We start from the raw sequence: 16,763 nt of genomic DNA, 5'->3' as shown, positions 1-16,763 counted from the left end.
ACCCTGTTTCGATCTCTCCTCTTACGTTGTAAATTATAATAGAAAATCCCTGAAATTAGAATTAACGTAAAAGTTCCGCCTAAGAGCAGCTTCTGGTTGGCTTTGTTTATTTGATTTTGTTTGGTGAGTAAAACTATTTCTGCCTCTTTTTCCCGATTATCATAAGTTGTTTGTAAGGTGTTCAACTGCAATAAACTTTCTGAAGAATGAATTTCATTCTGGATCTCATCATAACGGTTGAGATGATCGTAGGCTTTTTGAAATTCACCGGTTTGGTAATAAATTTCAGAAAGATCTTTATGGGCACTTTCTATTTCATCCAGTTCATTAAGACTTTCTGCAAGATTCAGGGCTTCTGAAGAATAAACTATTGCCTGCTCAAATTTTCCGGTTTTTCTATAGACATCACCTATATTATTTAAAACGCTTATTTGTGCGCTATCATCAGTATGTTTGAAATACCCATAAGATTTTTCGAAGTAGTAATAAGCTTTTTCAAATTGCTCCAGGTCTTCGTAAATACTTCCTATATTTTCATTTACTCTTGCCACCCCGTTTTGGTCATCCAGTGAATTAAAAATGGTCAGGCTATTTTCCTGTTGTCTTAAGGCTTCAAGATAATTACCTTCTTTTTCATAGCACGACCCGGTTATTCTCAAGGCCACAGCGAGGCCTTTTGGGTAATTAATTTCTTTAGCTAAAGATTTACTTTGTTTTAAATACTGGTGGGCCTTTGGAAAATTTTTTAAAATAAGATTGATTTCACCCAGATGATTTTTAACGTTTACAACAAGGGTATCCGCTGAATCTTCCAGAGATTCTAAAACGAGGTTGTACTGTTTAATAGCCTCAGAATAAACTTCGGTATTTCGGTAATATTCCGCTAATTCTAAATGGCCGCTGGCTATTTTTTGAGAAGATTTGGAGGAGTATGCTTCCTTTAAATTATCCTTCTTTTTAAGTAAAATGGAATCATTAAAATTATTTCTATTCTTTAGAAATTCAGCTTGAGAATAGCCGGAGAAACTAAAAATAAAACAAAAAAAAAGAGAAATCTGTACATAATCTAAACTGGCATTTAATAAAAAATGAAAGTATACTACTGCCTTCTTTAAAAGGTTAGACCAGTGTTAATAAATGTTTATTTCAGTGCAAAATTGAAAATTTGATTTGAGGTAGTTTTCTCTACCCGGCTTATAAAAAATGGAATTTGAATATGTTTTCTGGCAGTAAAATTTTTAATAGTTTCCAGCGATCCTGATAGAGCTATAGTTGGGAAACTTTGTGAAATAAAAGTAACATGATTCTTGTCTGAACCTATTTCAAAAAAATGTTTTCGCTATCGATGTTCGATTGCTCCCAAAATGCTGCTTTAATGCTCTATGGACCATGAAGATTCTTAATCTAGCTTATGATTGAAAATTTTTTTTTCTGCGGCTTACCTTGTGATGTTTGAATGGCGAACTTAAAGAAACTATTTTCAAACTTCCTCTAAATGTTTATGTCTGTTTGATTCTAAAGAAAAATTAAATATTCCCAAGTTTGATTTTCCATTATTTTCTGAAATTATTCCAAGCCATTTAAATTTTAAAAACAATAATCTATAAGGCTCTCTAAAAAAGTAAATAGAATTTGATAAGTACTGATGACTTAAACCACATTAAACCGATTTAATTTTAAAAGCAGAAATGTTAAATTATGTTAAAGCGAGACCAATCCGGTGACCAAAAATTCGAGGCCTTCGAGAGGCACCATAAATACAGGAAAATTAAAATTTCGGTCGTTCCCTCCAACTCCACTTTTTGGCTACCAGCCTATTACTAAAACCCGTAAATCCCAGGATTTACGGGTTTTTTTGTTTTAAGGTGACAAATAAATTCATCCCTACATTCGGTTCACTTAGGTGCATTTATGAGGGAGTCCGGGGGAGAATCTCATCAAATATTTTTTATGCTGTTTACCCATCTACTTTTGACATCTCTACCAATCCCTTCCTTTTATTAACTGCGGTATCCGCTGAAAACAGAGATTTGGGAGAACCATTATTTGGGTTACAGAACTTGGAATAATTAAATAAGTTATGTAAATTATATAGGAATAAATTAATGGTTTTAACAGGCTGAATACAACAGGGGTAATTTATCTAAAACCCGGGAATTATTTCACGTGAGTAAAAATTCGGACAGGGATGATCGATGGATTAGTAGCAAAAAAACGCACCTATAGAAGAACTATTAAGGCGCAGAATATGAAAAAATTAAACCAGTTATTTCTTTAATTAATAAATTAGTTCGTTATGAAAAAATCATTGTTTTTAATAGTAGTATTATCTTTTCTGGGCTTAATGCAACAGGAAATTGTACATGCACAGACGGAAAGTTCCTATAAGGCTATGGAGGGCGTTACCTCAGTAAAGACTGTCTTCGATTTTAGGATCGGTGATTCAGATAAAGCTATGGCCCACCTGAACCTCATTCATGAAATGATAGAGGATCCGAGCCTGGTGATAGAAGGCGAGCAACCAGAAGTTATTATTGTGTTAATTGGCCCCTCCGTAAATCTTGTATCAACTGACAATATGAAAAGTGCTTCGGGATCGCAAAATGAAATTGCCGAAAAGATATCGGCAATGGATTCAGACGGCATTAGGTTTGAGATTTGTATGGCAGCTGCGCATGCTCTCGACGTTTCTGCCGAATCCATTCTACCCGAAATTGTGCAGGTGGAAAACGGCTGGATATCCTTGATCGGATACCAACAAAATGGCTATTCAATGATTGCTGATTTCTAACCGGAATAAATGCTGCTTTGCCTTGGTGACATGAAGCTTAAAATCTCCTAATTTTTAGCTTCATGTCATTCATTATTCCCGATAAGCTTTAACGTTCGATTGTTTCCAAAAACGTCTTTTCTTTATTTCAGTTTTCTGCAAAAACTTTCGCGGTTTATCTGATCCTATTCCGCCGCTTTTTTATTAGAATCCAATAAGTTTTTTTCTATTTCAGACATCCTGTATCGCCCTCTGTTCATTGAAGCTTAATTGAAGTATTCCTGGAGCTGCAACAGTCCCCCCTGGATCTGCTCTAACTACTATAAGATCATATTGTTTTTTGACATTTTAGCAAGTCGAAATTATACAACGTCTGTCTCAGTTTTAGGAGCGCCTGTTGCACGAGGATTCTGTGGGTCGCTACTCCATTCAAACCAACCGCCATCAAAAACCGAGACTCTCGGCCATCCCATAAGCCAGGCGTTGAACCAGGCTTCACTTCCTCTCCAGCCTGTCCCACAGTAGAAGGCCAGGTGCTTATTAGGAGTGATGCCAAGCCCCCTCCAAATTTCATCTATTTCATGGAATTCTCTTATGGTATGATCCACATTTCTATAATTTTCCATATGATAGGCATCGCTGCCGCAATCTGCAAAGATAGAACCGGGTATTCTTCCTTTTGCCTCGATGTAATTATATCCGCTCACTTCGCCAATATATTCTCTATAACTCCTCACACTCACCAATTCAGAATCCTTTGCTGCTAATATTTTCTTTGCTTCGGGAACATCAACAGCAAGATCAGGTTTAGCAGGAATTACGGCTCCAAATTCCTCAACTGGATTTTTTGGCACATCTTCTATACTTACGTCGAAGTGTGCATCCTCCCAGGACTGAAAGCCTCCATTGAGCACCCTTACATCTTTTACTCCGGCATACATCATAATAAAGGCATTCCGAATAGCACCAATATCCCCGGCAGCACTGCCGGGAAATTCATCATCGTTATCCGGAAACATAAACTTCCCATATAGCACTACAGTAGTGTCTGCAGTTATTCCATGATCTTCCAGGGCTTTTTTAAGTTCGGCAGGGCTTCGGCGGTTCCAGGTCTCAGTCGATTCAAGAGCATTAGTATCCATGTCTATTGCCCCGGGAATATGCCCGGACAAGTAGGCATCGCGGTTGCGGTAGTGAGAATGTACTACAACAAATTTATTGTTTTCGTATTCTGAAGGTTTTCCGCCTGAAATAAGTTCATTGACCCATTCTGCCGGAACCAGCTGTTGATAACGCGGAAGCTTTTCCATTGGAAGATTTCTTGGCACCCATTCTTCCAGGAATTTATTGTATAAAAAGATGTTCCTGTAACCTGCCTTTTTAAATTGTGAAGCTACTCTTTCAATCTCTTCAGTAGTATAACCGTAAAGCACCAGTTCATCCTCGGGTTTAATGCCTTTGTGACGTACCGTTTCAATCCAATCCATATATTGAGTCCACTTTACCGGAAGAGATTTGGCTCCTTTGATATGTCCACCATTTTCTTCGTTCCTTAATTTCCACCCGTTATAGGCATCCCCGGATCGTACATCAATAATTTTTGCCCCGGATTTTTGTTTCTCTTCTAATTGTGGTGTAGTCAGTGTTTGAAATTGTGACATATATGATTAATTTAATTCCGGTTCCCGTAATGATTTTAGATGTGTACTCTTGTCTGCGAAGTCAACCAAAAAATAAGACAAATAAGTACTTCAAACATTACTGTAATTCAGCTCTTTAAAAATAGTTAATATTTTGATCTAAAAGTAATTAAGTCCTGTTTTTTCAGTGAAATTAAATTTGATGTTGTTTAGCTACAGAGCAGGAGAATCCTTATGGTCTTTGATTGGCAAGACTCAGATAACTGCATCTCCGAAAAGAAAATATTGACCCTGGTTTAGACAGGTTCTTTTAGAAGCCTGGGATGAGGATTTATTTTTGTTTTTCTGAAAAAGAAGTGATTATTAATTGAAAGAAGCATTAAAAACAAGCCTTGCTCCCCAGGATTGATTCTCGAGTTTATCATAAATTCTTTCAGGTATATGGTTAATCTTTATTTTGAGCTCTTCAAACCTTCTAATTAACAATAGTTTAAACACTAAGACGTGCTTTTTTTCTATATTATGGTAGCATCTGTTTTTTACAGGAATTTTAAAATTAAAACCAACAGGAAGAAATGGAACCAAATGAGACAAAATCACTCATTGATATCAAAGCCTCGGGATGGAAAATCATTTTGCTTAGGGTAAAGGATCAGATAGCCGAAAACAATGTAGGCATTGTATCTGCCGGGGTCGCCTTTTATGCCTTCCTGGCGATCTTTCCGGCACTTATGGCCCTAATCTCCATTTATGGACTAGCTATGGATCCTGAGAACGTGCAGAGTCAGATCAGTTCCCTTTCCAACATGATGCCAGAGCAGGCTTCTAGTATAATTCAGGACCAGATAATGGAATTTACATCCACCTCGGGCAAAGCATTGAGTTGGGGTACTGCCCTCGGTATCCTTTTCAGTTTATGGAGTGCCAACAAGGGTACAAAATCTCTTTTTACTGGTGTTGATATTGCCTACAATACCAATAATACCCGGAATTTTTTTCGGCAAAACGCGCTCACGCTTTTATTTACTTTCGGGGCTGTCTTGATACTGATTTTGAGTATGGTACTCATAGTGATCTTTCCCGCTTTGGTAGATCAGCTTGGTTTACCTGAACAAATTGAAAGCCTTGTTACCTGGTTACGGTGGGTGATTCTGGCGTTGCTGGTGGTATTTTTTCTTTGTATGATATACAAGTATGCTCCCGTCAGGCCCAATCCTTCTTTACAAATGGTTTTTCCGGGTTCACTAGTGGCCACCCTGATTTGGCTGGGAGCCTCCTGGGGCTTTTCTTATTATGTGAGCAACTTTGGAAGTTACGGGGAAGTTTACGGCTCCATCTCGGCTGTGGTTATCCTGATGCTCTGGCTGCTGCTTACCAGCTGGATGGTACTATTGGGTGCCGAACTGAATTCTGAAACTGAACGTTACGCAACAAACGGCAGCAGATCGACGGCAAGGGTAGTTAAGTAGTAATGGATTCCTTGTGAAATGTTCCTTCTGTTTTCTCAGTAACCTTGGCGGGCAATTTTACCTAATTAATTTTTGATTTTTTGGTGGTCAGAACTATTATTTTGTTTTGAATTTTACGAGGTATTCATTCCTTTAGTGGATAATTCTCTTTGATGAGATTTATCTCCCCTTCGGTTTAAATAGAAATTTTAAGATTCTTTTTGATATATTTAACTTTTCTTTTATCCCCCGGTTTAAAAATGAATCTATTATTTCTAAGAGTCCTCCTCAGCATTATACTTTTACCAGTTTTAACGGTTGCCCAGGAGATCCCGGCCCCATTAGTCCCAACCGAACGCGTTACCTACGGAAACCATGAACATACAAGTCGGGATGCGATATTCTTTTCAGAAAAGGATAACCGTGGAAATCTAATTGTAGCGGGATATACTGAAAGAGATTTTTCTTTTAGTGATGTTAAAATAATCAGCCTAAACGAAAATTTAGAGGAAAACTGGAGCGACCGGTTGTCCTGGGACGGCATCAGCTATGATTATCCTATGGACCTAATGATAGACAATGAGGATCATATTTGGGTAGTCTCTAAGAACTATTACGGGGGAGCAGAGGCCAATTTTGTAATTGTAAGATACAGTCCTTCTGGTGAGAAGCTTTGGGAGTATAAATCTCCCGAAACGGTTGAGAATTCAACCTTAAATATGAACCAGTACTATTATTTTTTCGATGATGAAGGCTATCTTAACTTCAACTATCAAAAAAATCAGGAATCTTATAGTAGCCCCAGCTTTTTTAAAATTTCACAAAATGGTATCCCCTCAGAAGAATATCACGTGGATGTTCCGCTTTCAAAACTATCCCACTCAAATGATCAATATCAGGGGTTTAGCTTACAATATGATGGAACCGAAACTTTATTTTTCACAAGATTCAATGAATTCGGGTTTGAAGAGAAAATCTTAGATCTAAGCGAACACCAGGTTAACAGAATCAAAAACAGCCTTTTTGAAGAAACTACTCAATCTTTTACAGATGGAGAAGGCAACTACATCTACATTGGAGATGGTAATTTCCACGATGATTCGGGATCTCTGCATCCGGGGCTCTTCATATTTTCTATATCGCCTACAGATGAAATCAATTTCTTCCTGGATGATGATGGTAGCACGGATAAATATTTATTAGATGTAAGGATTAATGACAATAATGAAATTTTAATTCTAAGTAATACTCAGCCTATTACCGAAGACAAAAATGAACCTTTCCTAACTCTCGAAAAATTTTCGAAAAATGGTGAACTATTATCTATAACCAGAGTTGAGTCTATTACCGGAAACATCGGCAAAATAGATTCTAATGAAATCCTGGTGCGAACTTTATCTGGCAGCCTACAAAGCTATGATCTGGATTTGAACCTGCTTCAGACTTATCAGGAAAATCCTACTGAAGTTTATTTCAATCCGCAGGATCTGCATTCTATCAACGGAAATACCTTTCTCGTCGGAACCACTATTTCAGCAAAATATGAGGGATCAGATTATAACTCTGAAGAGAATTTTTATATCAGAAAATTCAGTGATAAAGCTTTATCAGCAGAGTTCAGATTTAATGGGGAAGGTACTTCCAAGTACTACAATTACGAAATGATAAGAGATGCCTCCGGAGATTTTCTTGTGTCCTGCAGGGAATTCTATGGTCCTAATAACCTAAACCTTGGCGGTTCTAAAGCACCCTATTCAAAAAAAGTGATCCGTTTCAATCCTGGCCTGATATATCAGGATGAAGAAGTTGTGGATGAGGATTTTGATCTATGGGAAGAGCCTGCTTTTTCTTTCGAAGCTGAAAACGGGGATGTTTACCGATATGAAATAGGAGAAGAAAGGAAAACAGTTAGCTTTTATTTGAACGACGAACATTCCTGGACCAGGACGCTGAATTTTGGAAATGATAGCTATATGGAAATAAACTATACCAATACTGTAGACAAGGAAGGGAATTTCATTGTATCCTCCTCTCGTTTTGGTAATTATGCTGGTAAAATTCATAGGTTAACGCCAACTAATGAATATAGTTATGTAGACACCGGAGAATATGTGATGAATTCTGTGATACTTAGCAATAATTGGATATTTAGCATTTTAAAGGATTATTCTGTAAGAATTTATTCTCCCCGATTGAAATTGATTAGTGAGAAACAGTATGATGAAAATTATTTCTTTGGGGAGCACTATCCTACGCTCATTGAAAAAAATAATAAGGTATTGCTGAATGTGAGGCATAAAAAACTGGTGATGATCTTCGATCAGTTCGGTGATTACGAGGATAGATTTACCCTCGAAGGACTTCTTCATCCGAGTGTGGCATTATTTGATGAGAATGACGCTCTGAATGTCTATCATGTGGTTGGAAAAGGCCTTTATACGGAACACGGGCATAACTGGTCCCGACTAGCCATAAGCAGATATGTAAATATTGTGAAAGACTACATAGGACCACTTCCCGATGCTGATCAGGACGGAGATGGAATTTCAGATTTTACAGACCAATGTCCGGATACTCCCCAGGGGACACCTGTGAACGAGCATGGTTGTGAAGCTGTCCAACTGCCACCTGATAATTTTCAATTATCAACAAGAAATGAGACCTGCCCCGGAAAAAATAATGGCCAGCTTAAAGTTGATGTGGCCGAAGAACATAACTATATAATTGATCTGAATGGAGAAGAACATGAATTTCGTCTGGGTATGTCATTTGAAGCCCTTTCGCCTGGCTTTTACACGGCCTGCATTCAGGTTAAGGACGAACCACAAACCAGGCGGTGTTTTGAATTTGAAATTAAAGGCGGACAAACTTTCAAGGCTGAAAACCGTATCCATAAAAACACCATGCAGGTTTCTGTGAAGGAAGGTACGGGTCCTTACCAGGTAAAAATAAACGGGCAAGATTCCGGAATATACCAGGAAAACAATTTCGATATTCCGGTAAAAGATGGAGATATCCTGGAAGTTAGTTCCTCAAGTGAGTGCGAAGGTAAAATTAACATGTTAGTTACCATCGGCTCTGTTAGTTTGAGCTCTAACCCCGTTCAGGAAGTGGCCAAAGTAATATTACCAAATACCAATTACGAATTTATACCAGTAAAGATTTTCAATAGCTCCAGTCAGTTGATATTTTCAGGGAATCTAAGGCCCGATAACAAGCAAAACTTAACAATTGACACCTCTGCTATGCCTGCCGGAATATATTACCTACAGGTTCAATTAGAAAAGCAACATGCTCTCAAATTTATCAAAAGATGAAAATAAATTTCAGGTTTTCATACGTTTTTATATGCTTACTTATAATGGCATGTTCCGGGGAAAAAATTGATGATCCTGTTGAAAAGGAACCTATAAAAGAAAAGCCGGCAAACAAGGCGCCTTCAGCTCCAAAATTATTATTACCTGAGGCTAATCTGGCATGCTCTTTTTCCACACTTAACTTCGAATGGGAAACAGCAACAGATCCAGAAGGAAAAGAGGTGAGCTATAAATTAGAAATTTCAGAAAGTGAAGATTTCAAAGAGCTTTTCGATCAGCGGCAAATCAACCACACTTCGGTGAGCTTAAGTTTGGAAAAAGGTTCCACCTATTACTGGAAGGTACAGGCCATTGATCAGGAAGGAGCCAAAAGTGACTATTCCGAAATACGCTCTTTTTTTACTGAACCAAATCTTACGTATAACTCTATTCCTCAAAATCCAAACTCTGAAACTCCGGCAAATAATTCCACTGTAGATCAGAATTCTGTTTTATTGGAATGGTCTAGTAAGGATGAGGATGGGGATTCATTAAAATTCGATATTTACTTTGGCACCACAGAGGACCCACCTTTATACCAGGAAGATCTGGTCGGGAATTCACTTGAAGTAAACCTCAACAATGGAACCACTTATTTCTGGCAGGTTGTGGCCAAAGATGATAAAGGAGCCAGAGCTATAGGACCCATTTGGACTTTTAGTTCTCCTTAAAACCTTTTTGAAAATTTTCCATACCTGGAAAAATCAACTTAATAAAAGCCCCGCTACCAGTAGAACTGCTACATCTTGAAATTAATTTTCTCTAGGCGAACGGACTATAATCCCGCGGCTCGTGTTGCACGGTAACCCATTGAAGCCGTGTGAATTTTTCCAGTATAAACTCTCCATTAAATCTTCCTATTCCCGAACCTTTTTCACCGCCAAATGGTGCATTAGGTTCATCATTTACAGGTTGGTCATTTACATGGATCATTCCTGTTTCTACTTTCCTGGCAAAAGCCACTCCTCTTTCTGTATTTCTGGTGAAAACGGCTCCTGTTAAACCGAAATCTTTTGAGTTTGCTATTTTTAGTGCTTCCTCCTCAGTAGAATATCTGAGAATTGGAGCGACAGGTCCGAATATCTCATTTTCGGCTATCGGCATATCATCTGTGACATTATCAATAATCGTAGGCTCCAGCACATTCTCTTTGGCCTTACCTCCTAACTTTATCGTGGCTCCGGCACTAGTACTTGCTTTTATATCCTTGAGAATCCTTTCTACCTGGTCGTGATCAATAAGCGGCCCTACAAGAACTTCTTCTTCTGCAGGATCTCCATACTTTAGCTTCTCGGTTGCTTTCATGAATTTTTCAACAAATTCATCTGCAACATTTTCGTGAATCACAAACCTGTTAACAGACATACAAATTTGTCCCTGGTTCATGAATTTTCCGAAACTTGCAGCTTTTACCGCCAAATCAATATCAGCATCTTCCATAACTACAAAAATGTTATTTCCTCCCAATTCCAGGGAAACTTCTTTTAAGTTTTCACCAGCGATTTTTCCGATATTTCTACCAACCGGAGTAGATCCCGTAAAGGAAATGTGATTTGGTATTGGATGCTTTACAAAATCATCTCCAATACTTGAACCTTTTCCTACCACCGCATTAAGAACTCCTTTGGGCAGCCCGGCTTCCTCGAAGATCTTCGCGACTAAGGTAGCTCCTGTTACAGGAGTGGAAGATGCCGGCTTCAGCACGACTGTATTACCTGTTACTATAGCAGGAGCAACAGATCTCATTGAAAGATTCATAGGGAAGTTCCACGGACTAATAATGCCTATAACCCCAAGAGGTTTTCTATAGGCACGGCTCTCTTTTCCGGGGGTAAAGGAATCATAAATATATCCATGACTGCGACTTGGAAAAGAAGCAGACTCTTTCATTATGCCCAGGGTGATCTGGATTTCTACTTCTGCCTTAACCCGGGTACTCCCGCCTTCCTTTATAAGCCATTCTATGATCTCTTCTTTTCTTTCTGAGATAACCTCAACAGCTTTTTGAATTACCGCTGCACGCTCCTGCGGTAAGGCCTTCCCCCATTCGATGGCAGCTTGTTTTGCTGCTTTATAAGCCTTGTCCACATCCTCTTTATTTGCCCCTTTAAAGATGTTGATCTCAGAGTTATCATAAGGGTTTACATTCTTAATTTCAGAGTTGTCATTCCCTTCTACCCACTCTCCGTTGATATACTGTTTGTTCAGGTCTTTGTAGTTTTCCATTTTTCTTATTAATATAGAAAAAACCACTATGCAGTACAGTTAAGAAACTGGTAAAAGCTGAGTTATATTTTGGTTTTTATAGATGATCTCATAAAAAGAGGTGATTAAGCATAACTCCACCAATCGACAGGTGGGTTAGCATTCCTGGATTCTCCTGTGCCAATGGCAGCCCTTTAAAATCCACTATCTGGAGCGCATCTCAAAAACAACGGGCAAAGAATATCCTACCGAAACCGGTCTGCCCCGTTGTTTGCCGGGAGACATTTTTGGGATAAGTTTAGCTACTCGTTCTGCTTCGGCTTCAAGTCTTTTATGTGGTGCTCTTGTTTGAATTTCAGCAACCTCCCCTTTTTCATTGATCCTAAATCCTACATAGATCCTGTAGAGGCCTGTAAGTTCCAATTCTGCGCCTATCCCCGTGTCAAATTCTTTGGCATAAAGAGCGTGGATCTTATCATTTAAACATTTTTTCTGGGCGCTTTTGTCCTTTATGTTTTCACATCCCGGGTAAATAGGTATTTCTTCTACGATCATAAAAGGAACGTTTTCCACTTCTTCCTCCTCCTCTTCGTATTCAACAGCCGATACCGGAATTATCATTTCCACTTTAGCATCCTGGTTTGTTTCAGTTGACTCAATTACATCTTCTTCAACATCCAGATCGTCTTCAACTATCTGAACCATTTCGGGAGCCGGAGGGGGCGGAGGCGGTGGAGGTGGCGGGGGAGTGTTTAATTCTGTAATTGGAATTTCCTCTTCATTTTCTTCAGAAACTTCCACTTCATATAAAAGACTTTGACTTTGCTCAGTAAATTTCCACTCCAGACCTATATAAGTGGAAGCCAATACCAGTATTAATCCTACCTGAAAAAAGATCAAACTATAACTCGAAAGATCTGCTTTTGCATTTTTCTTGACTTGCATGACAGTAGATTTAAAATTGTTGAACTTATATTTTTTATAAAGAGATATCTCTCTTGGAAAAGTCAGTTTGAGGCGGGCTTTTCTTCAGCATAAGCGCTGTAGTAAAGACGAGGAATTTCAATTTATCCAGTCTTAATTAGTTCATTATGAGACAGATTCGCTGGTCTTTTATTACCTGAATTTTTACCTGTCTCCAATATTTCAAATAAATTATTTTTTTTATTCAGTATAATAAAGTTATGTGTTTTATTCCTCTGGAAATATGACTGCTATCAGTAAATTTGATAATTTTTAAAAGTATAGTAGCCCATACATTTTAGGAATAGAGAACGCTGAATTTATCCTATACAATCTTGAAGTTAAAAGCCAAAAAAATACCATAACTGAAATTTCTGAAAAGGTATTTTGCCATTCAATCCATTGAAGGAGATATTTGCGAGTATGTTTCTAAAAAAATCTATAAAGAACCTGTAGTAACAATCTTTTTTATCATCATATTAATAAGTATTTTTACAGAAAATTTAACAGATCAATACATGAAACTTTTTATCAGATTTATTTTCCTTTTTAGCCTCTTTATTTCTTTTAGCTGTGACAACGGAAAAGACGTAAATGTTACCAACTCCACTGAAGAAAAAGAAGAGCCTGCCCTACCTAAAAACATCATTTTCATGATTGGTGACGGAATGGGCCTGACCCAGATCACCGCAGGAATGATAGGAAACAATAATGAACTCAACCTCGAGGAATTCAAACATATAGGCTTGATCAAAACAACATCAACCAGTGGCCTCATTACAGATTCGGCTGCAGGCGCTACTGCCTTTTCTACCGGAAAAAAGACTTACAACGGAGCTATTGGTGTAGATGCCGATACCACTTCTGTTGAAACCATCCTGGAGATTGCCGGAAACGGAAATTACGCCACCGGGATTATTGCCACTTCTTCCATAACCCACGCCACCCCGGCAAGTTTTTACGCCCACCAGTCTTCCAGGAGTATGGATGAAGCTATCGCCATGGACATGCTTTCGGCCCCTGTAGATTTTTTTATTGGAGGTGGAAAAGATTACTTCAGCAAACGCGAAGATGACTTAAACCTGCTGGATAGCCTGAGTGAAAAAGGCTTCAGAATTTATGATGAGGTAGATTCAATTGCTGGTCCTTATGAAAATAAAATAGCTGCATTTATTGCTGCCAAACAACCCGAAAGCATATTAAAGGGCAGAAAAGATATTCTTCCCCGGGCTACCAACAAGGCTCTGGATTATTTTTCAGATAAAGGAAACTTCTTTCTGCAAATAGAAGGCTCACAGATCGATTGGGCAGGACACGGCAACGATTCCGAAGGAATTATTGCTGAAATGATCGATTTTGACCAGGCTATTGGCGATGTGCTTGAATTCGCCAAAAATGACGGGAACACCCTGGTAATTATTACCGCAGATCATGAAACCGGTGGTTACGCTATTTTGGGAGGTGATGATGAAGGAAATATTGAAGGTGCCTTTTCTACAGATTACCATACCGGAACTATGGTTCCCGTTTTCGCTTACGGCCCGGGAGCTGAAAACTTTATAGGCATATATGAGAATACCGCAATTTTTGACAAATTGCTGGAGTTAATCGAAAGATAATTCACGAAATTTCTACTACGGAAGAGGCTGCTGAAAAAGCAGCCTTTTTTTATTTGCACCCGTGCATAAAATCCTGGTTTAGAAACATAAAACTATTCTGAAGGCTGTATTTAAATGAGCTTAATTTCTTCAGCTTCCGGTAGTTTTCAACTTCACTCCCGAGGTTAATATAACTCCCAGGAATACCACGGCAAGTCCCGCAATATCCGTAAGCCTGATAGTATCTCCAAAGGCCAGCCAGGCCATAAGCATAGTAACCGGTGGCCCCAGGTAAAACAAGCTCGCAACACGAGTAGCATCGAGCCGCTCGATTAAACGCCACATCAAAATATAAGCCCCGAGGGAAACAGCCAGAATCAGCCAGACCATGGCCAGGCTAAATTCAGGAACCCATTCCGCAGCTAAATCTTCCACCAAAATTGCAGGGATAGCTAAAGCCAGCATAGTGGCAAAACTTTGATAAAACAGGGTTTGGTCGAGCGGCAGTTTTTCTTTCTTATCATTGATCTCCATCTTACGCTGAATTAAAGTAGCAATGGTAATCCCGATAACCGACCCTAAAGGAATAAGGTAGCCGAAAATTGAACCTGGGTTGCTGAAATCTATTCGGAAGGCCACAGTGAGGACCACTCCTATAAAGCCTAAAATGAGACCCCACCATTGATTTTTATCTGTTTTTTCATTGGTTACATAACCGGAAAGAGCACCCGTGGCCAAAGGTTGCAAGGCCACGATGAGGGCAACAATTCCTGCCGGCACCTCTTGATCCAGGGCAAGTAAGACGCAGGTAAGCCAAACCCCATGCGCCAGGAAACCAATTAGCATATTCAGGGAGGCTGCCCTGAAACCCATCCATTTCAATCTGTTTCTTATTACCAGATACAAAACCATTAATACAGTCACCGCGAGGTATCTCAGAAAAATTAAGGTAAAGGGTCCTGTGTAGGGAAGCCCGTACTCGGCTCCTATAAAACCGGAGTTCCATAATAAAACAAAGCCTACAATTAATAAAATTGTACTTTTTTTCATAATAGCTGCTTTCCTTCTGCCCTGCTTGGTATTTTCAGAGTTTTATACTCTACTAAATTAAAATCCTGAAATGACCCAAATATCACCGCCCTCCCAAAGTTTTCTTAAATAATTGAAACCACTTGTAGCACCCGTAATACTTAGACTCAAAACAAATTCAGGATCTATAACTAGAAAAATATTTCCGGCTTCAGCGATACCTGCTTCGCCTTGGGATCTTATAAGAATCTTGCACCTTGGGATGAAAGTTCAAATACTTGTAAGAATTCGGTTTTTAAGGTATCTTTAGGAATCAAATTTTTAAAGTAAAAACAAATGAAAAGATCAATCACGCTTCTTTTATTTTTTGTCCTCCACGGTCTCTTTGCGCAGCAAAGCGGACTTACTCCGGAGGATGTAGCTGATATCAAGCAAATCTCTAATGCAATCATTTCGGATGATGGAGAAAAGATAGTCTATCAGCTCCTGGTGCCGGCCGATCCTACCAAGGAAAATATCCCGACGAAATCACATCTTTATGTGTACAACACCGGTGATAAAACGGCTACCCCTTTTGTAACCGATTATAGTGCCTCCAATGTGAAACTGAGACCGGAGCACAACAGCATCAGCTTTACTACTAAAAGGGAAAACGATAAGACTACGGCTTTATATGAAATTAGCCTGAATGGTGGAGAAGCTCAAAAACTCTACGAGTTTGAAGGCAATATTTCTTCTTATGACTGGCATACTGATGGAAATAAACTTGCTTTTGTTTCCGCTAAGCAGAAGGAGAAAGAGGAAAATGCGCTCCCCTATCAACCAGAGATCTACGAAACCGACCTTCAGCTGGCATCGGCGTATATGGTAGATCTTAATGACCCCAGCCCCAAAAAACTGGAAGTAGAAGGCCACGTTACCTCGGTGCAATGGAGCCCTAACACGGCCAGCCTTGCGGTTACCGCCGCTCCCTCTTCCCTGGTAGACGATTTCTATACCAGCCAGAAGATCTATTTTGTTGATGGAAATACTGCAAAGATTACTGCAGAAGTCGATCATAAAGCTAAACTGGGAGCTTTAAAGTGGAGTCCCGATGGCGACCGAATTGCTTTTATTGCAGGGGAAGATCAGCACGACCCTATTGAAGGCCGCATCTTCATCGCTGAAACTTCAGGGGGAAGTCCGGAGATTCTCCAGAAGGATTTTGAAGGCCAGTTTCACCAGCTCGAATGGAAGGATAACAAAAGCCTCACCGTGCTTGCCAGTGAAGGCGTCTACAGCGGACTCTTCAACCTGAACATAAACGGAAATATGAGCAAACTTTATGAAGATCGTGACCTCAACATTACCGGTTTTTCCGCAGCAAAAAATAACACCATTGCATTAACAGGAAATTCTGCGGAACATCCCGGGGAACTTTTTATGCTGAATACCAGAAATTCTGCGCTAACCAGGGTCACCGATTCCAACCCATGGCTGAAAGACAGAAAACTCGGCAAACAGGAAGTGATCACCTACCAGGCTGAAGACGGACTGGAACTTCAGGGAATCCTGATCCATCCTTTAGAGACTTCAGGAAAAACGCCTTTGATCACTGTCGTACACGGAGGTCCGGAAGCACATTACGACAACGGCTGGCTTACCGCCTACAGTATGCCCGGACAGTTGGGTGCCGCCCAGGGTTACGCCGTATTCTACCCTAACTACAGGGGAAGTACAGGTAGAGGTATTGAATTCGCTAAATCCAGCCAGGG

The 16,763-nt window shown here is 39.4% G+C and carries 11 protein-coding genes; 6 read left to right on the top strand and 5 right to left on the bottom strand.

Features of this window, described 5'->3' with window-relative positions:
* The coding region (locus ACESK1_RS08620; protein ID WP_372919782.1) for a tetratricopeptide repeat protein at positions 1–665 on the bottom strand (665 nt) is incomplete at its 3' end.
* A gap of 1,631 nt (positions 666–2,296) precedes the next feature.
* Between ACESK1_RS08620 and ACESK1_RS08615 the strand changes: the two genes are divergently transcribed.
* On the top strand, positions 2,297–2,791 hold the full coding sequence (locus ACESK1_RS08615) for a DsrE family protein (protein WP_372919781.1): 495 nt from the start codon (positions 2,297–2,299) through the stop codon (positions 2,789–2,791).
* A gap of 341 nt (positions 2,792–3,132) precedes the next feature.
* Here the strand turns inward: ACESK1_RS08615 and ACESK1_RS08610 are convergent, their stop codons facing one another.
* Positions 3,133–4,431 (bottom strand): rhodanese-like domain-containing protein, encoded by a 1,299-nt coding sequence (locus ACESK1_RS08610; RefSeq protein WP_372919780.1) that lies wholly within the window; start codon positions 4,429–4,431, stop codon positions 3,133–3,135.
* Between the two features lie 554 nt (positions 4,432–4,985).
* Here ACESK1_RS08610 and ACESK1_RS08605 point away from each other — a divergent pair.
* From ACESK1_RS08605 to ACESK1_RS08595, 3 genes are all read left to right on the top strand, one after another.
* Complete coding sequence (locus ACESK1_RS08605; protein WP_372919779.1) at positions 4,986–5,879, top strand: YihY/virulence factor BrkB family protein; 894 nt, start codon at positions 4,986–4,988, stop codon at positions 5,877–5,879.
* A gap of 239 nt (positions 5,880–6,118) precedes the next feature.
* Positions 6,119–9,175, top strand: a complete 3,057-nt coding sequence (locus ACESK1_RS08600) for a T9SS type A sorting domain-containing protein (RefSeq protein ID WP_372919778.1) — start codon at positions 6,119–6,121, stop codon at positions 9,173–9,175.
* Positions 9,172–9,885, top strand: coding sequence for a hypothetical protein (locus ACESK1_RS08595; protein ID WP_372919777.1), 714 nt, complete (start codon positions 9,172–9,174; stop codon positions 9,883–9,885). The genes ACESK1_RS08600 and ACESK1_RS08595 overlap by 4 nt, the downstream gene beginning before the upstream one ends.
* 91 nt (positions 9,886–9,976) lie before the next feature.
* On the opposite strand, the gene ACESK1_RS08590 is transcribed toward ACESK1_RS08595, so the two are convergent.
* Both ACESK1_RS08590 and ACESK1_RS08585 read right to left on the bottom strand, forming a co-directional pair.
* Entirely contained in the window at positions 9,977–11,440 is a 1,464-nt protein-coding gene (locus ACESK1_RS08590; RefSeq protein WP_372919776.1) for an aldehyde dehydrogenase family protein, read from the bottom strand.
* A gap of 183 nt (positions 11,441–11,623) precedes the next feature.
* The gene (locus tag ACESK1_RS08585) at positions 11,624–12,364 is read right to left on the bottom strand and encodes an energy transducer TonB (protein WP_372919775.1); all 741 of its coding nucleotides are present in this window, start codon (positions 12,362–12,364) and stop codon (positions 11,624–11,626) included.
* Between the two features lie 536 nt (positions 12,365–12,900).
* On the opposite strand from ACESK1_RS08585, the gene ACESK1_RS08580 reads away from it, so the two are divergent.
* A complete protein-coding gene (locus ACESK1_RS08580; protein WP_372919774.1) occupies positions 12,901–14,001 on the top strand; it encodes an alkaline phosphatase in 1,101 nt (366 codons plus the stop codon).
* Between the two features lie 129 nt (positions 14,002–14,130).
* On the opposite strand, the gene ACESK1_RS08575 is transcribed toward ACESK1_RS08580, so the two are convergent.
* Entirely contained in the window at positions 14,131–15,030 is a 900-nt protein-coding gene (locus ACESK1_RS08575; RefSeq protein ID WP_372919773.1) for a DMT family transporter, read from the bottom strand.
* A 315-nt stretch (positions 15,031–15,345) separates the two neighbouring features.
* Between ACESK1_RS08575 and ACESK1_RS08570 the strand changes: the two genes are divergently transcribed.
* A partial coding sequence (locus tag ACESK1_RS08570; RefSeq protein WP_372919772.1) for a hypothetical protein occupies positions 15,346–16,763 on the top strand: 1,418 nt, incomplete at its 3' end.

The sequence above is a fragment of the Salegentibacter sp. genome (assembly GCF_041642575.1).
Taxonomy (GTDB): domain Bacteria; phylum Bacteroidota; class Bacteroidia; order Flavobacteriales; family Flavobacteriaceae; genus Salegentibacter.
This window is presented reverse-complemented; position numbering and strand designations above follow the sequence as displayed.